19 protein-coding genes are annotated in these 24,764 nt (G+C 68.8%); 8 read left to right on the top strand and 11 right to left on the bottom strand.

What is annotated here, in order from left to right:
- Positions 1-53: 53 nt before the first annotated feature.
- The 4 genes from F4X11_20865 to F4X11_20850 form a co-directional block, all read right to left on the bottom strand.
- A complete protein-coding gene (locus F4X11_20865) occupies positions 54-3,296 on the bottom strand; it encodes a TonB-dependent receptor (protein MYN67445.1) in 3,243 nt (1,080 codons plus the stop codon).
- A gap of 95 nt (positions 3,297-3,391) precedes the next feature.
- The gene (locus tag F4X11_20860) at positions 3,392-3,934 is read right to left on the bottom strand and encodes a hypothetical protein (GenBank protein ID MYN67444.1); all 543 of its coding nucleotides are present in this window, start codon (positions 3,932-3,934) and stop codon (positions 3,392-3,394) included.
- Positions 3,935-3,956: 22 nt separating this feature from the next.
- Complete coding sequence (locus tag F4X11_20855) at positions 3,957-5,609, bottom strand: acido-empty-quinoprotein group A (GenBank protein ID MYN67443.1); 1,653 nt, start codon at positions 5,607-5,609, stop codon at positions 3,957-3,959.
- A 23-nt stretch (positions 5,610-5,632) separates the two neighbouring features.
- Positions 5,633-6,565: a cytochrome c gene (locus F4X11_20850; GenBank protein ID MYN67442.1), complete on the bottom strand. Its 933-nt coding sequence runs from the start codon at positions 6,563-6,565 to the stop codon at positions 5,633-5,635.
- A gap of 95 nt (positions 6,566-6,660) precedes the next feature.
- On the opposite strand from F4X11_20850, the gene F4X11_20845 reads away from it, so the two are divergent.
- Positions 6,661-7,449, top strand: coding sequence for a DUF4159 domain-containing protein (locus tag F4X11_20845; protein ID MYN67441.1), 789 nt, complete (start codon positions 6,661-6,663; stop codon positions 7,447-7,449).
- Positions 7,450-7,492: 43 nt separating this feature from the next.
- Here the strand turns inward: F4X11_20845 and F4X11_20840 are convergent, their stop codons facing one another.
- From F4X11_20840 to F4X11_20825, 4 genes are all read right to left on the bottom strand, one after another.
- Entirely contained in the window at positions 7,493-7,906 is a 414-nt protein-coding gene (locus tag F4X11_20840) for a putative toxin-antitoxin system toxin component, PIN family (protein ID MYN67440.1), read from the bottom strand.
- Positions 7,896-8,147: a type II toxin-antitoxin system Phd/YefM family antitoxin gene (locus F4X11_20835; protein ID MYN67439.1), complete on the bottom strand. Its 252-nt coding sequence runs from the start codon at positions 8,145-8,147 to the stop codon at positions 7,896-7,898. The genes F4X11_20840 and F4X11_20835 overlap by 11 nt, the downstream gene beginning before the upstream one ends.
- A 149-nt stretch (positions 8,148-8,296) precedes the next feature.
- Positions 8,297-9,697, bottom strand: a complete 1,401-nt coding sequence (locus tag F4X11_20830) for an ATP-binding protein (GenBank protein MYN67438.1) — start codon at positions 9,695-9,697, stop codon at positions 8,297-8,299.
- 89 nt (positions 9,698-9,786) lie between these two features.
- Positions 9,787-11,010, bottom strand: coding sequence for a hypothetical protein (locus F4X11_20825; GenBank protein MYN67437.1), 1,224 nt, complete (start codon positions 11,008-11,010; stop codon positions 9,787-9,789).
- A 555-nt stretch (positions 11,011-11,565) separates the two neighbouring features.
- Between F4X11_20825 and F4X11_20820 the strand changes: the two genes are divergently transcribed.
- From F4X11_20820 to F4X11_20805, 4 genes are read left to right on the top strand one after another with little or no spacing between them, the layout of a single operon-like run.
- On the top strand, positions 11,566-12,993 hold the full coding sequence (locus F4X11_20820) for an MFS transporter (GenBank protein MYN67436.1): 1,428 nt from the start codon (positions 11,566-11,568) through the stop codon (positions 12,991-12,993).
- Between the two features lie 13 nt (positions 12,994-13,006).
- Positions 13,007-15,967, top strand: a complete 2,961-nt coding sequence (gene cobG, locus F4X11_20815) for a precorrin-3B synthase (GenBank protein ID MYN67435.1) — start codon at positions 13,007-13,009, stop codon at positions 15,965-15,967.
- Between the two features lie 5 nt (positions 15,968-15,972).
- The gene (locus tag F4X11_20810; protein MYN67434.1) at positions 15,973-17,784 is read left to right on the top strand and encodes a molybdopterin oxidoreductase; all 1,812 of its coding nucleotides are present in this window, start codon (positions 15,973-15,975) and stop codon (positions 17,782-17,784) included.
- A 3-nt stretch (positions 17,785-17,787) separates the two neighbouring features.
- Positions 17,788-20,085, top strand: a complete 2,298-nt coding sequence (locus tag F4X11_20805; GenBank protein MYN67433.1) for a molybdopterin-dependent oxidoreductase — start codon at positions 17,788-17,790, stop codon at positions 20,083-20,085.
- Positions 20,086-20,132: 47 nt separating this feature from the next.
- Here F4X11_20805 and F4X11_20800 read toward each other — a convergent pair whose 3' ends face one another.
- A complete protein-coding gene (locus tag F4X11_20800; GenBank protein MYN67432.1) occupies positions 20,133-20,861 on the bottom strand; it encodes a hypothetical protein in 729 nt (242 codons plus the stop codon).
- A 352-nt stretch (positions 20,862-21,213) separates the two neighbouring features.
- Between F4X11_20800 and F4X11_20795 the strand changes: the two genes are divergently transcribed.
- Entirely contained in the window at positions 21,214-21,522 is a 309-nt protein-coding gene (locus tag F4X11_20795) for a molybdopterin-dependent oxidoreductase (protein MYN67431.1), read from the top strand.
- 230 nt (positions 21,523-21,752) lie between these two features.
- Here the strand turns inward: F4X11_20795 and F4X11_20790 are convergent, their stop codons facing one another.
- Positions 21,753-22,835, bottom strand: a complete 1,083-nt coding sequence (locus tag F4X11_20790; protein MYN67430.1) for an ImmA/IrrE family metallo-endopeptidase — start codon at positions 22,833-22,835, stop codon at positions 21,753-21,755.
- A 15-nt stretch (positions 22,836-22,850) separates the two neighbouring features.
- A complete protein-coding gene (locus F4X11_20785) occupies positions 22,851-23,105 on the bottom strand; it encodes a killer suppression protein HigA (protein ID MYN67429.1) in 255 nt (84 codons plus the stop codon).
- Between the two features lie 266 nt (positions 23,106-23,371).
- On the opposite strand from F4X11_20785, the gene F4X11_20780 reads away from it, so the two are divergent.
- Both F4X11_20780 and F4X11_20775 read left to right on the top strand, forming a co-directional pair.
- Complete coding sequence (locus tag F4X11_20780) at positions 23,372-23,842, top strand: VOC family protein (protein ID MYN67428.1); 471 nt, start codon at positions 23,372-23,374, stop codon at positions 23,840-23,842.
- Positions 23,843-23,858: 16 nt separating this feature from the next.
- On the top strand, positions 23,859-24,764 hold a 906-nt coding region (locus F4X11_20775; GenBank protein ID MYN67427.1), incomplete at its 3' end, for a hypothetical protein.

Raw genomic sequence — 24,764 nt, 5'->3', positions numbered from 1 at the left:
CCGTGACATGACGGACCGCCCGGGACAGGATGCGCACGAGTGACCGCGCACTCCTAGAAGTCGATCTGGCCGCCGATCTGCACCAGCCTGGGATCGATGATGTAGTTCGGAGCTCGCCAGCGCGGGCCGTACGAGCTGTTGACCCCACGCACATCGCTCGTGTTCATCAGATTGTACGCGTCCAGGTTGATCTGGAACCGCAGCCGCCCGTAGTTGATGATCTTGCTCACCCGGAAGTCGAGCCGGGAGATCCGATCCTCGAACAACGTCTGCGGCGCCACCAGCGGTACCAGCGCCCAGCCTGCCGAGAGAGGCCGTCCGAGCCCGACGGTGTCGGCGCTGGAGATCAGCAGGTTCGCGTTGTAGTCCGGCCCGGAGAGGTTCTGGTACGCCGCGCTGATGAACAGGTCGCCGGGCAGCGGGATCGACCCGAACGCCTTGACCTGCGTCTGGGCCGTGAACGGGGTGACGACCCGGCAGTGCAGCATCTCCTGCGGCGAGTCGATGGTGAAGCACTGGTCGTCTATGGACCTGCCGGTGTCGAACCCGCCGCCGAACTGGATGCCGTTGGCGAGCCGGCCGTCCAGCGTCACGTTGAAGAAGTGGTTCCGGCGGATGTCGCTTCCGAACTTGTCGGTCCGGGTGATGATGTTCTCGACCTGGCCGAACTTGTCCGGATTGAGGTCGTACAGACCGCAGATTTCGTTGCCCCCGCCGCCCGGAAGCCCCGTGTGGCTCGGCGCCATGACGCAGTACGGGCTGTAGTCGGCCGCGGTCACGGCCAGGTTGTCGGTCCGCCGGTTCTTGCTGTCGTTCTGCTGGTTGTACCCGCCGTTGTTGAAGTAGTAGCCGACGGTCATCGACAGCCCCTGCACCAGCTCCTGCTGCAGCTCCGCCGACATGTCCCAGTTGCTGTCGCGCAGACTGTTCAGCACGTCCGGATCCCACAGGATGGCGTTGGGATTCAACTGGCCGAAGTTGTTGTTGTCGATCGCGCCGCATTCCCCGTTCGCCCCGAAGTTGCCGAGGTCGCAGTCGGGGACGTAGTTCCCGTTGGCGTCGTTCCAGGCCCGGTTCGTGCTGTTCACCGACCGCACGATGGGATTGTTGGCGTTCGTGATCTCGGTGCCGATCTTCGCCACGTACCGGCCCAGCGAGCCCTTGATGGCGGTTCTGCCGTCCCCGAACAGATCGTAGGCGACCCCCACGCGCGGATTGATGTCCCACCAGTTGGGCGTGCCTTCCCGCCGATCGAAGTTCCGGGTCGGCAGCCACGGGTTGACCCTCGGAAAGTCCCCCCAGGGATTCACCGGATTCGGGTCGTCCGGTTGCTGCTGCGCGGGGCTGTAGCCGTAGAGGGAGTCGACGCGCAGGCCCATGTTGATGGACCAGCGGTTGATGGTCCATTGATCCTGGGCGTAGAACCCGGTGTCCCGGGCGCGGTCCCGCTGGAGGTAAGGCGTCGACCACTGCGTGAGCCGGTTGGGCACCCCGTTGCGGAACCGGTAGTGCACGTTGTTGCCGGCGTTGAGGAGGTAGACGTTGTCCACCAGTTGCTCCGCCTGGACGCCGGCCTTGAAGTTGTGCGAACCGGTGACGTACGAGACCGAGAAGCGCTGACTGTAGCGATCGGTGTTGTTGGGGTCGCCCCGCAGCCAGCCGTAGTTGCCGTAGGTGATTCCCGTGCCCACGTCGTTGATCAGGACTTCATCCGCTTCGACGCCCGGCATCAGGAAGGTGTTCCACTGCGAGATCGCGATCGTGCCGCCGGCCTCGAGCAGCAGGCGGCTCGTCTGCGTCGACGTCCACGTGAACTGCAGCAGGCGGTTCGGGTCGAAGCGATAGCCGGGCGCCGACTCCTGCATCCTGTTGGCGTTGGTCGAGCCGCAGTTACAGGCGCGCTGCTCGTCGTAGGTGAAGTTGAACTTGTGGTTGTCCGCCGCCTGCCAGGTGATGCGGCTCAGGTACGAGTCGTACCACTCCAGCCGCCCGCTGTAGCGGTTGTCCGGCATGTCCGTGTACGGGATGAAGTTGACGACCTTCCGATCCGCTCCCGGCGGCGTGAGGTACCGCGGCTGGCCGGTGGGCGGGGCGCCCGGGAAGGTGCTCTGGTTCCAGTAGACCCCGGCGTGCCTCCGCGAGAAGCCCCAACTCCGCCCGGCAAGGAAGAACCACAGCCGATCGCGCTTGATCGGTCCGCCCAGGCTCAGCGACTGGTCCCACATCTTCAGCGTCGAGTTCGCCGTGTCCAGACCGGCGTCCTTCAGCTCCTGGGTCAGGTTCTGGCTCTCCATGCTGTCGTTGGCGAAGAAACCGGCCGCGATGCCGCTGAACGTGTTGCCGCCCTCCTTCGGGATGACGTTGACCACCGCGCCGTCGGCGTTCGTGTCGGCGGAGACGCCCGTCGTCTGCAGCACCATCTCCTGCACCGCCGCCGAGTTGATCTGGTAGCTGCTGTTCCCGAAGCTGTTCTCGATGCCCATGCCGTCCATCGCGACCTTGGTGCCCGCCTTGCCGTGGTACTCGCCGCCCACCTGCGACGAGTAGCGGCCGCCGACGTCGGCCAGGCCGGTGAACCCGGGCGTGAGGGTGACGAGGTTGTTGACGTGCTTGGTGCTCATGGGCAGGGTCGAGAGCACCTCGTCGGTCACCAGGGTCTGGCGGCGGACGTTCTGCACGTCGACGACGGGGGCCGCCCCGGTCACGGTGATCGTCTCCTCGATCCCGCCGACGGCCATCGCCGAGTCGACGTTGGCCGTGAACCCGGTGGTCAGCTCGATCCCCTCGCGGATGATCGTGCTGAAGCCGGGGAGCGAGAAGGTGACCGTGTAGACCCCCGGGCGCAGGTCGACGATGGAGTACAGGCCCTGACTGTCGGAGATGGCTACGCGTTGGCCTTCGATCAGGGCCGGGCTTGCGGCGGTGACGGTCACGCCGGGCAGCACGCCGCCCGTGTTGTCCGACACCGTTCCGGAGATGCCTTGCGCGAACGCTGCTGCTGGCGCAAGTAGCAGGACGCCGACGACGACGTACGTACGACGCGAACGGGAGACGGTGTTCAAGACACGCTCTCCTCTCTTGTCGCAATCACGCCCCGAGGCCGGAACGATCCGATCCGGGCGTGCGCCGCGGGGGGTGCCGGCGTGCGACTCGCCGTCCCCGCGCGGTCTACGTCTGTTGTTCGGCTGTCGGTCTACACTTGATTCGTCGGGACGACCTCCTCGCGCCCAGCGTTTTACTGTTTCAGAACGGACGACGAATGTCACCAAGTTTGTCGAAGTGCTGTCCGAGGACATGACCAGATTGGTAGTCTCGCGGGGCGGTTTTCCCACGACGCCCCGCTACCCGACGATTCCAGTCCAGCCAGCGGCGAACCGCTCCCGACCCGCCGCTACCCCAGCGACGCCAGCCAGGCCGCGAACCGCTCGTTGAAGAGCGCCCCGGCGCGCCGCTCCCGGAGCCGCTCGACGGCCTTCGGTCCCGGCATCCCGAGCTTGTGCAGGATCAGTCCGGCGACCAGGGCCGAGCGGTTGAAGCCCATGCCGCAGTGGGACAGCACGTGGTGGCCCTGCCCCACCAGGGTCGCGCCCAGGGAGGCCAGGGCATGCAGCTTCTCCCGGTCCGGCAGGTCCTCGTCCAGGATGGGGAAGTAGATGTAGAGGACTTGGTTGGGCACGGTCGGAACGCCGACGTCGAGGCCGCCTTCGAGATCGATCACCGTGTCGATGCCGCTCGACGAGACGATGCTCCAGTCGTGGATGACCGGCGAAATGAACAGCAGCCCCGCGTCGTCCACCTGGGTCAGGCTGAACAGCTCGGGGGGAATCTCGTAGCTGCGAGCGCCCGCGTCGCTGTCGTTCAAGCCTGCGCTTCCTCTCGGGTGATCGCGGCGGGTCGCTCGGCCGGCGGGTCGCGTTCCGGACAGACGGGCCACGGTGCCGCCGCCGCCGCCGCCGTCAGTACATCACGAAGGCGAACAGGCGCTGTCCGACCGCGACCAGCACGTACTGGCGGCCGTCGAGCAGGTGCGTCTGCGGGGCGTTGGAGATGTTGCCGATGCGGGTGTGCCACAGCAGGTCGCCGTCGGCCGCGTCGAACGCCACGAAGTTGCCGCTGCCGTCGCCGGTGAAGACGACGCCCCCCGCCGTGGTCAGCACGCCCGCGCCGCCGCCGCCGCCCGGCGGCCACGCGTGGCGCCAGACGATGTCGCCGGTGCGGTAGTCGATGGCCGAGAAGGCGTTCCCGCCCGAGCCGACCACCACGCGATCCTTGCCGCCCAGCCCCATCGACCCGCGCGGGTCGGGATCGGTCAGGTACAGCAGGTTGAATCCGTTGTTCTCCTGCGTGTAGAAGAGGCCGGTGTCCGGATTGAAGGCGGGAGGCTGCCAGTTGGTGACGCCCCCTTCGACCGGCGACACGAGTGAACCGGGGATGATGGCCTCCTTGCGCGGATTGGGGTTCGGCGATCCGCTCTCGCGGACGTGGCTGGCCCAGTTGGCGGTGGCGCCGTAGCGGCTGGTGGCGATGTGCTCGCCGGTCACGCGGTCGACGGTGAAGAAGTAGCCGTTGCGGGCCGCGGTCGAGACCAGCTTGCGCGGTTTCCCGTCGATACGGCCGTCGATCAGGATCGGGGTCTGGGCCGAGTCCCAGTCGTGGGTGTCGTGCGGCGAGGTCTGGAAGTACCAGGCCATCTCGCCGGTCGCCACGTCGACCGCGATCAGCGTGCAGGTGAACAAGTTGTCGCCGGGCCGCGCCACGCCGGTGTATCCCGGCGTCGGATTCCCGGTGCCGAAGATGTAGTAGTTGGTCTCGGGGTCGTAGACGCCGGGCACCCACACCTGTCCGCCCCCGTGCGAGGCCGCGTCCAGGTTCGGCCACGTCTCCAGCCCCGGATCGCCCGGTTTCATGGGCACCGTGTAGAAGATCCACCGCCGCTCGCCGGTGGCCGGGTCGAACGACTGCAGGAAGCCCGGCGCGTCGAGGTCGTTGCCGGTGCCGACGAGCAGGTGGTCGCCGACGACGATCGGCGCCATGGTCGAGAAGTACTGCTCCTCGAAGCTCGCGATCTCGGTGTGCCAGCGCTCCTCGCCGGTCCGCAGATCGAGCGACACCAGGTAGTTGTCGACCGTCTCGAAGAAGAGCGAGTCGCGCCAGATCGCCGCCCCGCGGTTGCCGATGTGCGGTCCGCCTCGGGTCTTCCAGAAGTAGTGCCAGCGCTTGGTGCCGTCGCGCGCGTCGAGCGCCCAGACGTGGTCCGGGGCGGTGACGTACAACAGGTCGCCCACCTGCAGGATGGAGCCCTTGATGCGCTGGCTGCCGATGGTGAACCCGCTGCCCACGCCGCCGATGAAGTCGGGGGCGCCGTTGCCGCTCAACGGGGGCATGCCGGTGTTCAGCTCCACCGTCCAGGCCAGCGTCAGGTGCTTCACCGTCTCGGTGTTCACCTGGGTCAGCTTGCTGTAGCGCCGGCCGGTGTAGTCGCCGGAGTACGTCGGCCACGAGTCTTCGAGCGGCGCGGTGAGCGATGCCGGATCGAGCCCGCCCTCCTGCGCGCCGGCGGCGGCGGGAACGGTGGTCATCAACGCGGCGGCAAGCAGGGGAAGCAGCATCCGTCTCGTTGCAGGGTCGCGTCTCATTGCAGGGTCACCAGATAGGCCGTGATGTTGTGGATGTCGGTGTCGCTGTACACGGAGAGCAGCTCGCGGTGCCGGGCCAGCGGGTCGGCGAGCTCGATTCGCGCGCCGCCGCCGCGCCGGCTGAACGAACGGTGCCGTCCGTCCGTCGTCGTCAGCACGACCACGAAGTCGTCGAGCCGCTCGAGCATGCCTTCGACCCGCTCGCCCGCGGACGTGGTGACGGTCACCTCCACCGGGGGCCGCGGACCGGTCCGGGAGCCGCCGCGCACCCAGGTGTTCTGCAGCTCCTTCGGCTCGGGAATCCGCGACGCGATGCCCTGCAGGTCGCCGGCGGGCGAATGGCACGATGCGCATTGCGCCGCGAAGTAGGCCTCGCCGGCCGCCGCGTCGCCGACCAGGATGTCCAGCTCCGCCGCCTCGCCCTCGGGCGGCCCGCCCTGGCGCGTCGCGGTAGAGAGCACGTCATGGATGTACTCGGCCACCGCGCGGACGTCCTCTTCGGGCAGCGGCACCGGCGGCATCCCGCCGCCGTCCGCCGCCGTGCTGCCGTTCTGGATGACCGGCCCCATCAGCTCGCCCTCGAGGTCACGCAGGACGAGTTGCGACCGCAGCAGGTTGGGGCCGCCGAGATCGCCGCCCCGCAGATCGACGCCGTGGCAGGCGCGGCAGTTGATGCCGTAAATCGCCTGGCCGCGAGCGATCAGCTCGGGATCGCCGGGCGGGCGTTGCAGCGCCGGGTAGAGCCCCTGGCGCCGGGGCTGGCCCCCTGCCTGTGCGGCTCCGCCGGCCGCCTGTTCCTCGGCGCTGCCGCGAGCCGCCGGTTCCCCGGCTCCGCTGCCGGCCCTGACCTCCGTGCGCCACGCCAGTGCAAGGACCATCACCAGAAGCAGGGCGCCGATTCGTGTCACGGTTCGAGTCGCGCTGTGCATTGCGGCGATTATGGCCGCGCCGGGCCGGGTGTCAAGCCTGCGGTGCGGGTTCTGCTGGCGCGGGCCTCGCTACCGCGCTACCATCAACAGTTCAGATGCGCCGACGAATCGTCGGTCCGCGGTTGCTCGTCCTCGTCGCGCTCGCCTGCGCCCTGCTGGCGGTGAGCGTTTCGGCCCAGCCATTTCTCGGCTTCGGCGCGTGGGGCCGCCCGAACCTGCGCTACGACGGCGAGGTCACCTTCGTCCGCCTGCGCTGGGACCGGGGCGAGTTCGGCGCCCAGGTGTACGGGCGCGGCTACATGATGTGGGCGCACGAGTTCCCGCGGGCCGAGCAGCACCTGATGACGCTGCTCAACGACTTCACGACCGTCGACGCCAAGGACAGCGGCAGCCTGATTCTGCCCCTCGACGATCCGCAGCTCTTCCGGCATCCGATCGCGCTGATGCAGGAGCCGGGTTTCTGGGCGATGACCGACGGGCAGGCGCAGCGCCTGCGCGAGTACCTGCTCAAGGGCGGCTTCGTCATCTTCAACGATTTCGAGGATCGACAGTGGGAGAACTTCGAGGCGCAGATGCGCCGCGTGATCCCCGAGGGCCGCTGGCTGCCGCTCGATCCGGGCCACCGCATCTTCGACACGTTCTTCAACGTGGAGAAGCTCGATCTCCCGAACCCCTACAACCACCACCTCGCCGGCCTCGTCCCGGAGTACTTCGGCCTGTTCGAGGACAACGATCCCGAGGGCCGGCTGATGTCGATCGCCTGCTACAACACCAACCTGGCCGAGTTCTGGCAGTCGGGCGGCACCGGGTTCTTCCCCATCGAGCCGATGAACACCGGCTTCGAGCTCGGCATCAACTACTGGATGTACGGGCTCACCCACTGACTTGGGGACGCCGCGACACCAGGACAGGGTAGCCGGGAGCCGTTCATTGGAGGCGGAGCGCCTCGGCGGGCGTCAGGATCGCGATGCCCTCGAACGGCGACATCACCAGCAGGTCCCGGTCGCCGGTGATCAGACAGTCCGCGCGTCCGAGTAGGGCGGTTTCGAGCAGCATGTCGTCCCCCGGATCGCGGCATCCCAACTTGGCGCCGACTAACGAAACCCACTCGGAGACGGCTTCGAGTTGGGCGAGGAAGAGCCACCGAGCGTCCCGGCTGACGTACCGGTCGAACCTGGAACGATGGAACCGCGTTCGCAATTCGCCGAAGGTCTCCTCGGAGAAGAGCAGAACGCCGTGGGCGTCGCGTATCGCGTCCACTACCGCGCGCGGCCGGCCGGCCGGAGTCAGTGCCGCGCTCATCAGCACGTTGGTGTCGAGGACGAAGCGCTCAACCGTCATCGGACAGGAGCACGTCCAGCTCGGCTTCGGTCAAGCCGCGCGACGCTGCCTCGGCTCCCAGGCGGTCCATGGATTCGGTGAGTCGCGCCCAGGCGGCGCCTCGCAGGCGTTCGTACTGCTGCATCGACATTACGACGCCGACCGGCCGGCCCTTCTTCGTCACGCGGACGGGCGCTGCCTGAGCGGCGTCGAGCAACTGGCCGAACCGATTCTTGGCCTCGCGGGCGGCGACTTCCTTCATGAGCCCATAATAGCCATTATGGACTTATTGTGCCATCCTCCATCCCATCCTCCATCAGGGAACCATCCCGCCGCCGCGTTCGAACCCGACCATCGTTCAAGGACCGCACACGACCCTTCTCGAACCGCTCCAGCGATTCCAAGCTCCGATCACATCCGGGCGGCCAGACCCTCCACCATGGACGGCAGCCGCTCCACCAGGTAGAGCGGGAGGGACAGCAGCGGGTAGCGGACCCGTTCGGAGCCGTGGCCGTGGCGCACTTCTGCTTCGACCGTGTGCAGGGCCGGCAGGGCCGCGTCGAAACGGACTGCGAACGGAACCCGCTTCTCCGCCACGAACTGGTGCAGCGACTTCAGGGTACCGGTGCGTCCGGCCTTCACTTCGATCGGCACGATGCGGCCGCCGAGCTCGCACACGTAGTCGACCTCGGCATTGTTGGAGCGGCCTTCGCGCAGCCAGTAGGTCAGCTCGCGGTTCGGCCGATCGGCGAGAAGAAACTGCAGGTGCTGGCCGATGAACTGCTCGGCGCCGGGACCGGCGTTGACCAGTTGGGTCTCGGTCTGGCCGGCGATGGTCTGCCAGCCGAGTCCACAGACGGCGTTCATCAGGCCGACGTCCAGGAAGATCAGCTTGAAGACCTTCTCCTTGAGGTCGGCCTGCAGCGGCAGGCCGGAACACTGACTGTGAGTCACTTTCGCGATCACGCGCGCCATGGCCAGCAAATCCATGTCGCGACGGATCGTGCCGCTCTGGTCGTCTGGAGAGACGTTGCTGTACTTCACCTTTCGTCCTGCGTGGCGGGCCGCGAAGTTGAACACGCGGAGCATGCGGGTGAGGTCGCGCCGCGCCGCGTACTTCGGGAAGTCGTCCCGCCAGGTATCGATGATGCTGGCGTGGACGGCACTGACGGCTCGCAGATTCCTGGACTCGGCGTAGGTCTTGACCGCCTCGGGCATGCCGCCCACGAAGTGGTACAGGCGCAGGAGATCGAGCAGGCGCTGGTGAATGACCGGGTGCGGCGACGGAGGGGTGGAGGCGCTCGTCCACTCGATCGTCTCGATCTCGCGGGCGAGCCGCTCCTGACCGGCGGCCCGCAGGAATTCGGTGAACGTCATCGGGCCCAGATCGAGGTATTGGATGCGTCCGACCGGCATCGAGAAGGTGTGCTCCGACAGCAGGAATTCCAGCAGAGAGCCGGCGGCGACGATCGGCAGCTCCGGCATCTCTTCGAGGAAGTACCGAAGAGAGGCGAAGGCGCTGGGGGCGGCCTGTATCTCGTCCAGAAACAGGATGGTGCGGTCGGAGCGCGGTCGGTCGGAGACCGCCTCGATCACGTCGAGCACGGTCGCCGGATCGTTGCGGGCGAACGTCTCGGCGAGCTGCGGATGCCGTTCGAGGTTGACGGTCAGCAGATCCCGATCGGTTGCCGTTTCGCAGAACAGCCGGACCAGCGTGGACTTGCCGACTTGCCGCGCTCCGCGCAGGATCAGGGGCTTGCGTCCCGGCCCCTGCAGCCACTCCCGCAGGTCTTGCAGGCGATGACGGTGCACGATCCAAAGGTCTCATTTTTATACCCCTGAAAGCAACCTTTGGCTATGTTTTTACGGGTGTATTTTCAGCCTCCCTGAGGGTCGGGACTTCAGAATCCGACCAACGTCTGCAGGTAGAAGAAGTCCGCCGTGTCCAGCGTGAAGTCCGCGTCCCGCAGGTAGGCGCCGCCGAAGAACCGGCCGTAGCCCGCCTCCAGGCCGACCGGTCCGACCGGGAGCCGGATCGTAATGTCGAGCTCGTTGCCGACGTGGGACGAGATGGCCGCATCGGCGGACCGATGGACCACGGCGCCGCCGACGTTGTACCAGGCATCGGCGCCGGGTGCGACCAGGGCGAAGTCCTGCAAGGCGACGTGCAGCCTCGCGCGGCCCGGCAGCGCCGCCTCCGCCGTGACCTCGATGTTGCGCAGGTTCTGCAGCGCGAAGAGGTCCATGTAGCCATAGTGGGCGTGGCCCAGCGGGTAGAGCTGATCGAACGTGCCGTGGACGCCGTCGGCAGGATCGTCGTCGCCGCTGCCGAGATTGAACGCCGTCCCGAGCGTCAAGCGGCCCGGCAGGGCGGTCGTGTGGGAGTCGCCGACGTGCACCAGCGCGGCCCGCTGGTCGAGACCGCCGTAGCTGCCGGTCTGGGCGGCCAGCTCGGCGTCGAACGCCCAGGCGCCGTGGCGCGTGTCGACCCGCGTGCCGATGGTGTGGACGGCGTCGTCCAGGCGCGCGGCGCGGCGCAGCAGCCAGTAACCCTCCACGGTAGCGCCGGCGACCAGGGCGGTGTCGGTGTAGTAGACGCCGTGGAGCTGGCTGTTGAACATCCGGCTCCCGGTCGGACCGTGGTCGTTGAGGCCGGTCGGCGTGACCGGCACGAGGCGCGTGGCGAAGGCGTCGAGCTTGCGGTCGGGGCCGGCGGCGACACGGATCCGCGCGCCGTCGAACACCCGCGCCGTGTTGACCCATTCGAGCGGGGACACCATCCGCTGTGAGCCGTAGACCAGCTTCTGGCGGCCGATGCGCAACGACACCGGCAGCGAGCCGGACGCGGGCGATCCGACGTCCAGGTACGCCTGGTGGAGCGTGCGCGTCTCGCTGATCGCCCGCTCGCCGTGGATCCGCGCGTCCTGCAGCTCGACCATGCCGGCGACCCGGTCGCTCGGCTGCCAGGTCAGGTCGAACCGGAACCGGGAGAGCAGGTAGTCCTCGTCGTTGCCGGGCCGCGCGCCGTCGAACTTGGCGTTGCGGCGGCTCTCGGTCCGCAGGCGAAGCTGCGAGCCGATGGTGAGGCCCGGCAGCATCTCGCGCCAGTCGGACGGTTCCTCCACTGCCGCCGGCGCCTTCCGGTCGGCGCCTCTTCTTGTCGATTCCCTGCTTCACGCCCACATTCCTGTCGAACGGCACCGGCGTGCACCGACCTGGTGCGCCGGCCCCGGGTGTCTCACTGGCTTCCGGCCGACAAGTCTGTTGGATGAATGGCTGCAAGCAACACTTTTGTGCGACCACTCGCAACCAAGGGATCCGCCAGGCCTTTCCTTATGCGCCGTCGCGACGCGTGCATATTCGACAACGGTGTCAAGCGGTAAGGCAGGGTTCTACATTCCTGTCGGCGTCTGGTGACGAAGTGCACCGGCGCGCTCCTCTTCGCCGATGCGAAATAAACCATTGATTCCAAACGGTTAATGGAAGCGGCTCGGGTCGGAGGGGCATCTTGGCCCACGCTTTGCAAGTCCTGTGGCCAAGTTCGCAAGGCGCTGTCGTAACGGCGGGTTCGTTTGAAGGCCGGGAGATGTCGACATTGGATCGCACAAGGCTACCGGCCGTCCGGCGTTTCGGCAGTCGCCATACCCATTCCACTCGCTCGCGCGTCGGAGGCGCCTGATATGGAAGTCACGAGCAAGGCTACGCGGATTCGGCTCTTCAGCATCGGCACCCCGCAGATGCGCGCGTTCCACATGTCGTGGTTCGCGTTCTTCCTTTGTTTCTTCGCCTGGTTCGGCATCGCGCCGTTGATGAAGATCGTCCGCGACGAGATGGCGCTGACCCAGTCGCAGATCGGCTGGCTCGTCATCGGATCGGTTGCCATCACCGTCGTCGCCCGGCTGCTCATCGGGTGGCTCTGCGACCGCATCGGGCCGCGGCGGGCCTATACCTGGCTGCTCATCGTCGGGTCGCTCCCGGTGATGGGCATCGGCCTGGCCCAGGACTTCCAGACATTCCTCGTCTTCCGGCTGCTGATCGGCATCATCGGGGCGTCGTTCGTGATCACGCAGTACCACACGTCGGTGATGTTCGCCCCGAACGTGGTCGGCACCGCCAACGCCACCACTGCGGGGTGGGGCAACCTGGGCGGCGGCGTGACGCAGCTCGTCATGCCCATCGTGCTCGGCATCCTGACCGTGGGAGCGTACATCCCGTTCACGAACATCCAGTTCCTCCCCGGCCTCGGGCTGAGCGACGCGGCGGGCTGGCGGGCGGCGATGGTGATCGCCGGGGCGATGTGCGCCCTGGTCGGCGTGGCCTACTACTTCCTGACGCAGGATGCGCCGGAGGGGAACTACCGGGAGCTGCGCGCGGCCGGCAAGCTGCCGCCCAAGCAGAGCGTGAAGGGCTCGTTCGCCAGGGCGGCGCAGGACCCGCGGGTCTGGGCGCTCTTCGTCATCTACGGCGCGTGCTTCGGGATCGAGCTGACCGTCAACAACGTTCTCGCCCTCTACTTCATCGACTACTTCGATTTCTTCGCGTCGATGACCGCGGTGCAGGCGGTCCAGTGGGCGGGCGCGGCGGCGATGCTCTTCGGCCTGATGAACGTCTTCGCACGCACCCTCGGCGGCGCGCTCGGCGACGTGTTCGGACGCCGCTGGGGGCTCTCCGGACGCGTGCGCTGGCTCTTCATCGCGCTCTTCTTCGAAGGGCTGGCCCTGATGCTCTTCTCGCAGATGCCGGTGCTGGCGATGGCCATTCCCGCGCTCATCGTCTTCAGCCTGTTCGTGCAGATGTCCGAGGGCGCGACCTATTCGGTGGTGCCGTTCATCAACAAGAAGGCGCTGGGTTCGGTGGCAGGCATCGTCGGCGCGGGCGGCAACGCCGGTGCGGTCGCCGCCGGGTTCCTGTTCCGGGGCGCCATCCCGTGGCCGACGGCGTTTCTGGTCATCGGTGCGCTGGTGACGGTCACCGCGTTCCTCGCCTTCGCGGTCCGTTTCGACAGCCAGACGGAGATCGAGGCGCGAACGGCGCTCGACGCGGCCCTGGCGGATCGGCGGGCCGGGCTCGCCGCCGGGGGGGTGGAACCCGCCGAGGCGGCCGGATAGACGGGAGAGGACGATGGTCAATCCGGCGGAAGTCTGGAAATCGAAGAAGCACAGCTTCGACGTCTGGCCCGACGTGCTGCGTCACGCCGAGACGCGCACGCCGATGGGCGGGATCGAGACGCCCGATCTGGAGCGCATGAAGTGGTACGGCTTCTTCTACCGCAAGCGCGACAAGCCGGGCCGCTACATGAACCGGATCCGGATCACGGCGGGGGAGCTGACCTCCGCTCAGGCGCGCGAGATCGCGGCGATCGCCTACGAGCACGGCCACGGCATCGTCGACGTCACCACCCGCGCGAACCTCCAGGTGCAGGGGCTCGGCATCGAGCATGTGCCGGAGGTCGCCGAGCGCCTGGCCGCGGTCGGGCTGACCTCCAAGCAGACCGGCCACGACAACATCCGCAACGTGTTCGCCCACCCGTTCAGCGGGCTGCTCCCGGACGAGCTGATCGACACGCGCCGGCTCTGCCGGGACGTCACGTCGCTGTTCGTCGACAGCCGCGAGTACTCCGACCTGCCGCGCAAGTTCAACATCTGCCTGAACGGGACGGCCGGGCACTCGGTGCACTTCTGGACGCAGGACCTGAGCTTCCTGGCCCACCGGGTCGGCCGCGAGGTGCTGTTCCAGGTGCTGGTGGCCGGCACCCAGGGACAGAGCCCGCACCTGGCATGGCACCTGCCGGTGCTGGTCCACCCGGATCAGGTGGTGGCGGTCACGGCGGCGCTGCTCGATCTGTTCCGCGCCCGGGGGTCGCGCGAAAAGCGCCATCAGGCCCGCCTGCGCTACCTGGTCGAGCGGATCGGCATCGACGCCGTCGAGGCCTGGGTCGGCGAGCGGGTTCCGTTGCGCCCGTGGCCGGACCTGCCGGCTCCGAAGCCGGCGGCGCGCAACGACGATCTGGTCGGCTGGTTCCCGCAGGCGCAGCCGGATCTCTGGACCATGGGGCTCTGCGTGCCGCTGGGGCGATTGAGCTGGCGGCAGTTGGAGGCGCTCGCCGTGCTCGCGGAGCGCTGGGGCGACGGCCAACTGCGGACGACGCACGAGCAGGGACTCGCGGTCATCGATATTCCGGGCGGCTTCCGGGACGCGGCGGCCACCGATGCCGCCGCGGTCGGACTCAGCATGCACGCGGACACGCTGGCTCGCAACACCGTGGCGTGCACCGGGACGCAGTTCTGCAACATCGCGGTGACCGAGACCAAGGGCGCGATGTTCCGGCTGGTCGACACCCTGCGGCAGCGGACCCTCGCCCTGCACGGCATCCGTATCCACATGAGCGGCTGCCCGTCGAGCTGCGCGCAGCACTTCACGGCCGACATCGGCCTGAAGGGCGTCCGGGTGCGGCGGCTGATCGGCACGCGCGAGGGCTTCGACGTCTATCTCGGCGGCGGGGTGGCCGGCGACGTCCACCTCGGCCTGCGCTACAGGCTCGGGGTGGACATCGACCAGCTTCCGCTCGTCATCGAGGAAGTGGTCAACGAGTACTACATCCGGCACCGGGCGGGGCAGACGTTCAGCGCCTACTGGCGCGGGAAGCTGCGCGAGGCCGAGGCCGCGAAGGTGGGCGAGGACGACTATCGCCCGGCGACCTGGATCTGCGAGCGGTGCGAGTACCGCCACCTGGGCGAGGACCCGCCGGTGTTCTGTCCCGGCTGCGCCGGCGTGCGCCGGCTCTTCGCAAGGGTCGAGGACGATGCCTCGACCCTTGCGGTAGCTCCGCCGCCGGGAGGCGCCGTCGCGGGCGCACGGTTGGAGGAAGAGGCCGCCACCCCTGCCGACGCGCCCGTCGAGTCGCCTCCCGCTCGCGACGACGGTTTCGTGTTCGCGGCCCGCGAGGCTGCCCTGGCCGAGGGCGCCGCGGTGTCGGTTGAGATCGGCGGTCATACGTATGCCCTGTTCCGGATCGACGGCCAGGTGCGGGCGATCGACGGCCTGTGTCCACACGAGGGAGGGCCGCTGGCCGAAGGGACGGTCAGCAAGGGGGTCGTCACCTGTCCCTGGCACGGCTGGACGTTCGACGCGTGCACGGGATGCAGCCTGGAGCCGGCCGGCAACGATGTCGCCCCCTATCCGACGCTCGTCGAAGAGGGACACGTCTACCTGACGCCGAGGACGGCGTCGCCGACCGTGGCGCGACAATCCTCCGGCGGCAGCGTCACGGCTCCTGTCGGGTCGCCTTCCGCGGGCAGTGTCCTGTCCGCGGTCCCCTTGCCCCGCGCACAGCCGCCCCGCGCGGCCACGGCGTCGCTGAAGGTGGCCGAGGTCCGGGACGAGACGCCCGACGTGCGCACCTTCCGCCTCGACAACCGCGCCGGCCGCATTCCCCACGCGCGCCCGGGCACGTTCCTGCAGGTCTGCGCTTTCATCGACGGTACCGACGCGTGGCGCAGCTTCACCGTCGCCTCGTCGCCGACCGACCCGTCGTTCCTGGAGCTGACGATCAAGCGGAACCCGGCCGGTCAGGTGACCAACCACCTCTTCGACGCGGTGCGGGCCGGGAGCGAGCTGACCGTGCGCGGCACGCAGGGCGGGTTCCATTTCGACCCGCGGCGCCACCGCGAGCCGCTTGTGCTGGTCTCGGCGGGCAGCGGGATCACCCCGGTCATGAGCATCGCACGCTTCCTGGCGAAGACCGATCCCCGGCGCCCGTGCACCTTCGTCCACGGCGCGCGCACCGAGGACGACATCATCTTTCGGGCCGAGTGCCAGCGGCTGCACGACACGCTGCCGTTCTTCACCTACCGCGTCTCGTTGTCCCGGCCCGGGCCGCGTTGGGAGGGTGCGCGGGGTCGGGTGGACGGGACCGGTCTGGCGCCGCTCGTGCACGACCTGAAGGGCAGCCGCTACTTCCTGTGCGGACCGTCCACCTTCATGGACGTGATTGCCCACTGGCTGACGGCGGAAGGGGTGCCGGCCGACCGCGTGCACACCGAGCAGTTCCACGCCGCGCCGCGCCTGGCGCGGGCGGGATGAAAGTGATGACCGCCTCAGGAAACGTCCTTGCGCTCGAATCGAAGGCCGCCCCCGAGCCTGCCCCGTCGCCGTCGCCGGCCGGTGCGGCTGTCGCGATTCCGGCTGGTGCGTCGACCCTCGTCGACCGGTATCTGGAGGAGCAGCAGGTCACTGCCGCGGCGCGCTTCGCACGGGCCCACGACGCCGCCCACGCCGGCGGTCCGGCCCTGGCCGAGCGCTACTCGGCGCTGATGCCGGCGACGCCCCCGGCCCCCGGTCAGCAGTACGCCTTCGACGTGGATCTCGACGCCTGCTCGGGCTGCAAGTCGTGCGTGGCGGCCTGCCACTCGCTGAACGGCCTCGAGGAGGAGGAGTCGTGGCGCGACGTCGGGCTGCTGCACGGCGGGAGCCGGAGCCTGCCGGTCGTCCAGCACGTCACGACGGCCTGCCATCACTGCCTGGACCCCGCCTGCATGCACGCATGCCCGGTGGAGGCCTACGAGAAGGACCCGGTCACCGGCATCGTCAAGCACCTCGACGACCAGTGCTTCGGGTGCCAGTACTGCACGCTCGCCTGTCCCTACGAGGCGCCGAAGTACAGCCGTTCCAAAGGGATAGTCCGCAAGTGCGACATGTGCAGCGACCGCCTCGCCGAGGGCGAAGCGCCGGCCTGCGTGCAGTCCTGCCCGAACGGGGCCATCGCCATCCGCGTGGTGGACACGGCGCAGGTGATCGAGGAGTCCGAGACCCACCTGTTCGTGCCGGGGGCGCCGGAACCGGCCCTGACGCTGCCGACCACCGCCTACCGGACCGAGCGCGTGCTCCCGCGCAACATGGTGCCGGCGGACTACCACACGGTACGCCCGGAGCAGGCGCACTGGTCGTTGATCCTGATGCTGGTCCTCACCCAGCTCTCGGTCGGCGCGTTCCTGGCCGAGCGGCTGCTGGAGCTGCTGGTTCCGGGGGCGCTGACGGCGAGCATCCGCCCGGTGCACAGCGCGAGCGCGCTGGTGTTCGGCCTGCTGGCCCTCGGGGTGAGCGTGCTGCACCTCGGCCGGCCGCGCTACGCCTACCGGGCCGTTCTGGGGCTGCGGCACTCGTGGCTCAGCCGCGAGATCCTGGCCTTCGGCGTGTTCGCGGCGCTGGCGGTGGTCTATGCCGCGTGGTCCTGGGCGGGATCGGCGGGCTGGCCGGGACGGCTCGCCGGTTGGGGACTGGCAGCCGGCCCCGGCGCGGCGGTCGAGGCCGGTTTCGGGTGGTGGCTCGGCTGGGGCGTCGCGTTGTCGGGCGTCGTGGGGGTGCTCTGCTCGGTGATGGTCTACGACTATACGAAGCGCGATTTCTGGAATGGTCCGGCCACCGCCGGCCGTTTCTTCCTGACGACGGCCGTGCTGGGCCTTGCCGCGGCGTGGCTGCCGCTGCTGATCGTCGCCGCGGGCAGCGACGCGGCGCTGGCCGGCGCCGCCGTCGACCGCTACGGCGCCATTCTGTGCCGCGGACTCGTCGTCGCCATGGCTGCCAAGCTGCTGTTCGAGACGGCGCTGTTCCGCCACCTGGCGTCGCGGTCGACGACCTCGTTGAAGCGCACGGCGTGGCTGATGACCGGCGCGCTCTCCAACGTCACGATGGCGCGCTTCGCCGCCGGACTGCTTGGCGGTCTGGCGATGCCGGGCCTGCTGCTGCTGAGCCGGGTCCCGGCGCCGCCGGGGCAGGGCCAGGACCTCGTCTTCGTCGTGCTCGTCGGCATGCTCTTCGTGGCCTGCCTGGCCGGCGAGCTGTTCGAGCGCTACCTGTTCTTCGCGGCGGTCGCCTCGCCGCGCATGCCGGGAACCCTGTAACCGATGCTGCATCAACGCGACGGGCGCCTGACCCGCGATCTCCTGCGGACGCCCGGCGGATTCGGCCTCGGCCAGGTCCCGGCGAAGCGCAAGCCCGACGCCACCACCGACATGGTGTGCGGCTACTGCTCGACCGGCTGCGGCCTCACCGTCCATCTTCAGGGGGGCGTGGCGGTGGGTCTCACGCCGGCCGCCGACTACCCCGTGAACCGCGGCGTCGCCTGTCCCAAGGGCTGGGAGGCCCTGACCGTGCTCGACGCCGGCGACCGCGCCACCACGCCGCTCCGGCGCGACGCGTCCGGCGTCCGGCGGCCGGTGCGCTGGGACGCGGCGCTGCGGACGATGGTCGAACGCTTCAAGGCGATCCAGGCGCAGCATGGACCGGAGTCGGTGGCGTTCCTGAGCACGGGGCAGATGCCGACCGAGGAGATGGCCCTGCTGGGCGCGCTGGCCAAGTTCGGCATGGGGATGGCGCACGGCGACGGCAATACGCGCCAGTGCATGGCCACCTCGGTGGTGGCCTACAAGCAGGCGTTCGGGTTCGATGCGCCCCCGTATACCTACCGCGACTTCGAGGAGTCGGACGTCCTCGTGTTCGTCGGGGCCAACCCGTGCCTCGCGCACCCCATCCTGTGGGAGCGGGTGCTCCGGAATCCGCACGATCCGGCCGTCGTCGTCATCGACCCGCGTGTCACCGAGACGGCGATGCAGGCGACCGAGCACCTGCCGATCCGTCCCAAGTCGGACCAAGCGCTCTTCTACGGGCTCGCCCGCCTGCTCATCGAGCGAGGCTGGATCGACCGCGCCTACATCGAGGCGCACACCCGCGACTTCGACGCTTACGCGGCGGCGGTCGAGCCCTACACCCTCGACCGGGTGGCCGAGGCGGCCGGCATCGGGGCGGCCGTCGTCGAGCGGCTCGCCGAGACGATCCACCGGGGCCGGCGGGTGTCGTTCTGGTGGACGATGGGCGTCAACCAGAGCTACCAGGGGGTGCGCACCGCGCAGAGCATCATCAACTTGGCGCTGATGACCGGCAACATCGGCCGGCCCGGCACCGGGGCCAACTCCATTACCGGCCAGTGCAACGCGATGGGCTCGCGCCTGTTCAGCAACACCACCAATCTGCTCGGCGGCCACGACTTCGCGAACCCGGTCCACCGGGAGAAGGTGGCGCGGGTGCTCGACATCGATCCGGCGGTCATCCCGACCCGCGCGAGCTGGGCCTACAACGAAATCATCGAAGGGATTCTGCGGGAGCGGATCAAGGGCCTCTGGGTCATCTGCACGAACACCGCCCACTCGTGGATCAACCAGGATCAGGCGCGCGACATCCTCGGGCGTCTCGACTGCCTCGTCGTCCAGGACATGTACGCCACCACCGAGACGGCGCGGATGGCCGACCTCGTGCTGCCGGCCGCCGGCTGGGGCGAGAAGGACGGCACCTTCATCAACTCGGAGCGGCGCATCGGTCGGATCAGGAAGGTGGCCCGCGCGCCGGGTCGGGCGCTGGCCGATTTCTCCATCTTCAAGCTGGTCGCCGAGTACTGGGGCTGCGGCGGGATGTTCCGGGCGTGGCGGTCGCCGGCCGCGACCTTCCAGATTCTCAAGCGGCTCTCGGCGGGGCAGCCGTGCGACATCAGCGGCATCGACGGCTACGACATGCTGGACGAGCGGGGCGGCATCCAGTGGCCGTTTCCTGCCGCGGCTGCAACGGACGACGCCGCACCGGGGGACCCCGTCGCACCCGCCCCGCCCGCGGCCTCGCGGGTCCCCGGTGCATCCGGGTCCGGCCTGCCGGATGCCGTGCCCACTGCCGAATCGCCCGACGCGGGAACCGAGCGGCGCCTCTTCGAGGACGGCCGCTACTTTCATCCGGACGGGCGCGCCCGGTTTCTCTACGAGGATCCACGCCCGCTGCCGGAGCCGCCCAACGATCGGTTCCCGCTCCTGCTCCTGACCGGCCGGGGCAGCGCCGCGCAGTGGCATACGCAGACCCGCACCGCGAAATCGGCGGTCCTGCGCAAGCTCTACCCCGCGCAGGTCTACGTGGAGGTCAACCCGGCCGACGCGAAGGTCCGCGGCATCGTCACCGGCGACGCCATCCAGGTCGAATCGCGCCGCGGCCGCATTACCGCCACCGCGTTCGTCACCCGCTCGGTGCAGCCGGGGCACGTCTTCATCCCCATGCACTACGAGGAGACCAACCGGCTCACCGACGCGGTGTTCGATCCCTACTCGAAGCAGCCGTCGTACAAGGCGTGCGCCGTGGAGCTTCGGCGCATCGCGGCGGTTGGCTGACCCGCGCGCGGCCCCGCCCCGGGACCGCCTCCACGCCCGCCGGCCGCTCAGGGAAGGAGCAGGGGACCGAGGACGAGACCATAGACTGGCATGCCGATCGCCACGCCAAGGACGAGGGACGCAACCGCCAACCGCCGGTCGGCGCGCGGGAAGTAGCGGGCCAGCCAGATCCCGGCTCCGACGAGCGAGACGAGCCCCGGCAGGGTCAGGAAGGCGAGGGGGATCCCCGTCAGGACCGAGAGCTGGCACTCGTCGCAGCCGCTGCGGATCGTGACTCCGAACAGCGGCAACAGGAGAACGAGCACGGCGCCCGAGATGCGGAGGTTGGAGAGGTAGCCCACGGCCACGAGCAACGGGTGCGGGCGCCATTTCGCACAGAGCCAGCAGCAGGCGAAGACGACCAGATAGGTCGCCACCGGTCCCATCGCGTACCCAATCGCGACACCGGACACGGGGGCGATCTCCGCGGCAGCGGCATCGTTGCCCTCCCGGATGGCGTCCCAGAACGCGCCGCTGCCGGTCCAACTGACAGAGCCGTAGTGCAGGGCCGCGTCGGGGAAGCCCAGCATCAGGTATGCCAGGTAGTGGCCCAGCTCGTGCGGCGGAACGGTCAGCAGCGGGGCAAGCAGACCGGCGATAAACCACCGAAGCGCAGTCCGCTTTCGGAAGGTGGCCGGCTCCCTGGCGTCGACGCCCGGTGGTGGATCGACCGCGCTCGCTGCGTCACTCGAATCCGCAGTGCCACCGATGTCGTCGGGGTTCGTCTGCTGGTCCATCCCAAGCGCGAGTGTACACGCGAGACCGGAACCGCCGTTCGGTCGTCGGACAGCATGTGAATGAGCGTTGACAATCGAGGAGCGGGGGTTCGCGACGCTGTTCTCGGGCCGAGGGGATCGTTGGATATCTGGCCGGCCTCGGGTAGAGCTGGGCCGCGCCACGTGTGCGGGGGTAGCACCCACACCCCGGCGCGGAGCCCGAGAGACTCGCGAACCACGCCATGGCCTTCGGCGAGCGCTCGCGTTACGTCACCGTGATGCGCCCGACGATGTCGAACATCGGCCAGAACATCTTCCTGCACGGCGAACCGGACGGGCTCGATGCGGTGCGAGCCTCCCGCTGGGCAAGGCCATGGACGACGTGATCGTCGCCTACGGCCAGAACGGGGAGCCGGTGCGACCGCACCAGGGCTATCCGCTACGTCTCGTGGTCCCCGGCTTTCAGGGCAAGTACCACGTCAAGTGGCTGAGGCGGCTGAGGCTGGTGAAGCGCCCGCTGATGTCCTACTGGGAGAAGCACCATTTTCTCGACCGGGGCTACCGGCCGGGCGGCGAGCCGCGTACCAGCGACTTCGGCGGCGACGCAGGCCGCGTATCGCGCATTCTGGGGCACGTCCGGCGCTCCGCACGGGAACGCCATTCAACCCTGGAGGGTGACTGATGCAGCATACGAAGCTGGGGTCGGGGATGCGGCAGGCGGAGGTAGGTCAGCCGGACGAGTGAATACGGTCAGTCGTGATCGAGGGCGCCGGCTCGGGTAGATACACGAAGCCTCCGTGTGCAGCGAAAAGCCGTGGCTGCAGCGGCTCTCGCCGCCACGGAGGCTCCTGCCGGGCAACGGCTCGACCGGTGACACGTCGAGGGCGGCGATGGCAAGGCGGTCACGCGGCCTCATCTGGCGGTCCACCGCAGCCGCACCTTGAGGCGATTCAAGTGACTCCACGGAAGAAGTCCTTCATGCTGGAGACTCCCGACGACGATACCCGGGGCTATTCCTTGCTCCTCGGCGAACCGCAGCACGGCCCCGCGAGTGTACGTGCCAAGCTGAACGAATCCCCGCCAATCCGCGCGCGGGACGAGCACGTTCGAGGCCCAGGCATTCGCTTCGGCTTCGATGTCGTTCCCGCCGCCATCGGCCCCGTCGACGAAGACGCTCTTCTTGCTGTGCAGCAGAATGTGTGCGGCCTCGTGAAACAGGCTGAACCAGAGGTGGTCGTCCGTCTTGTGGCGTGCGCTCAGGGCGATGACGGGACGGTGGGCGGAGAGCCACCAGGCGGCGCCGCTCAAACGGGCCTTCGACAGAGGCTCGACCAGCGAAAGGGCAACGCCTGCGCCATTGCACAGCCGTCTCGCCTCCTGGATCGATTCCAGCACCGGTGCGCGGGTCAACAGGCGCACTTGCTTCAACACGATCCTGAAGGCGGATTCCTCGTAGCGGGCGCATCGTTGGACGGAGGCATCGTGCTCCGCAAGTCGAAGCCACGCGGCCAGGGCGAACGTGTCGCTCGAGAAGCTCGGGGAATGGCGATAGGCCACGCTCGGCTCGCCGTACTTGACGTGCCAGGCCTCTACCGAAGCCACGCCGAAAAACGACAGCAGCGCTGAGACCGGATTCTCACCGAGCGACGGCTTGAAGCCCCGCTTCGCCAGCTCGCGGACCGGGAAGGACCTGGCCCACGCGGCGTCGGCCAGCGCCGCGCGGGCCTCGGCCGCGCGCGTTCGTTGCAGCCGGTAGTCCGTCTCGATGCCGAGCCAGATCTCGGCATCGACGCCGAGCACCTTCTCGAACTGAAGGGCGGTCCGCGGCTCGATGGGCGCCTTCCCGGCGACGATCTCGCTGATGAGCTTCGCCGAACGCCCGCACCGTCGAGCGAGCTCGGCGGGCGTCATGCCCTGGGCGTCGAGACGGTCCTTCAGCACCCAGCCGGGCGGAACGGCGTAGTCCGGCTCGTACTGGCTGGTCGCCGTCGCCATGTCCTGCTCCCCTCTCTAGTGGTAGTCGACTACTTCGACGATCGTTATCGCGGTCACGCCAGCCGTGTCGCGGTCCGCAGCGTCGCGGGCGCCGGCGGAACCGCGTCGCGGCTCGAACACCAGCCGATACGGATGGACGAGGTCCACTGCGTACTGCTCCTTCCGCTTGCCGGCGAGGCGGTGCCTTCTGTCTGGCGGAGTCACCGGAACCATCGACAACGTGCGAGCGTGCTTCATGACCGCCAGGCGGATCGCGATCGTCCTCGCCATACGGTCGCCATACTGCTTTCGGAGCTCACGTTCCGAGTTGAAGACCCTCGCGAGCTTGCGGGTCTTGAAGAAGATGTCCAAACGCAGCTCATTTAGTTACCTATAGCGTAACTACTCCATGGAACAGCGTCAAGCGACCGGGTGCCGGGTCCGCGGGCCAACCTGCGGCAGGTGTCAGGTTCCATTCCAGGAAACACGCGGGCGCTCGACACGCCGATCGGTCACCCGTACACTGAGCGTGAGCGGCGCGGTGCCGCGGCTGCCTCATGGGATTCAAGGCGAAGGTCCGCACGTGCCTGTGGTTCGACGGCGGGGGCCAGGAAGCGGCAGAGTTCTACGTCTCGCTGCTGCCGGACAGCGCGATCGACGCCGTCTCCCGGCCGAGCTCCGACGCCCCCGCCCTGGTCGTGGAGTTCACCCTGGCCGGCGCGCCGTACATGATCCTGAACGGCGGGCCGCACTACGCCCTCACTCCAGCCGCATCCATCTCGGTGCTGACGAAGGACCAGGAAGAGACCGACCGCTTGTGGGCGGCATTGACCGCGGACGGCGGTCAGGAGAGCCAGTGCGGATGGCTCGTCGACCGCTTCGGCGTGTCGTGGCAGATCGTGCCCGAGGCCCTGGTCCGCATGCTCAACGCCGAAGACAGGGAGGCCGCCGGCCGGGCGCAGTCGGCGATGATGGAGATGCGGAAGCTGGACATCGCCGCGCTGCAAGTGGCGTATCGCGGCGTCTGAGGGGAGGCTTGGTGGTATGGGCGACATCTCGCTGGCCGACGTGGCGCGCTCTCTGGACGCGATGCTCGACGACCAGATGACGGGACAGGCCCGCATCGCCGCGCATCTGGTGGCCGCGGCGGAGGCCGCCGGGCACGGCGCCGAGCGGGTGATCGAGACGTTGACGGAAGTGGTAGCGACGACCGTGCTCGACGAGTGCTGGATAACGGACGGAGAGGGCCTCGCCTACATCACTACCGTGCGCGACGCGGATGGAGCGCCCGTGCCCTTCCGATTCAGTCCCGATCCGTCGGTGCAGCCGCAGGCCTCCGCGTTCCACCCCCTGCTGTCGTCGGACCCGCGGAGCGACGATGTGGTCGCCCAGGGCGCCCAGGTGCGCGAGATCGACAACGAGGTCTTCAAGTACGTCGGCGTCGCCGGGGTGGACCGGCGGCGCATCGTGCAGGTGGGCAACGCGCTGGCTTTCGAGGAGCAGGCGCTGCAGGGCGGGGTCTACACCTCGCCGGTCATGACCGCCGTGCTGGCCGCCTTCAGCGAGCCGGATCTGCTGGCCAGCGCCCGCACCAGCGAGTACGCCGAGGTCCGGAGCGTGTTCGAGGGGCTCCTGGGCCAGCAGATGATCGTGCAGGCCACGCTCGCGGAGTGCTTCGTCGCGGCGGCCGAAGCGGCGGGGTGGTCAGCCGAGGAGATCGACGGGCGGTTACGGCGCATCGTGGGCTCTACCCCCATCGGCGAGATTCACCTGGCGACGCGGGGCGGTGAAGTGCTCTACACCAGCTTGCCGTCGCGTCCAGCGGGCGGCGCCGCGGGCCGGCCGCGGGCCGCCGCCCCGGGCCCCCGCGCGGGCGGCGCCCCCCCCGGGGGCCGCCCCCCGGGCCGGGCCGGGGGGATTAAACAAAGAAGCGCCCACCCGGCAAGCGGG

The organism is Acidobacteriota bacterium (genome assembly GCA_009861545.1).
In the GTDB taxonomy this organism is placed as follows: domain Bacteria; phylum Acidobacteriota; class Vicinamibacteria; order Vicinamibacterales; family UBA8438; genus WTFV01.
Note: the sequence above shows the minus strand (reverse complement) of the source record. Positions and strands in the feature narration are given on the sequence as shown.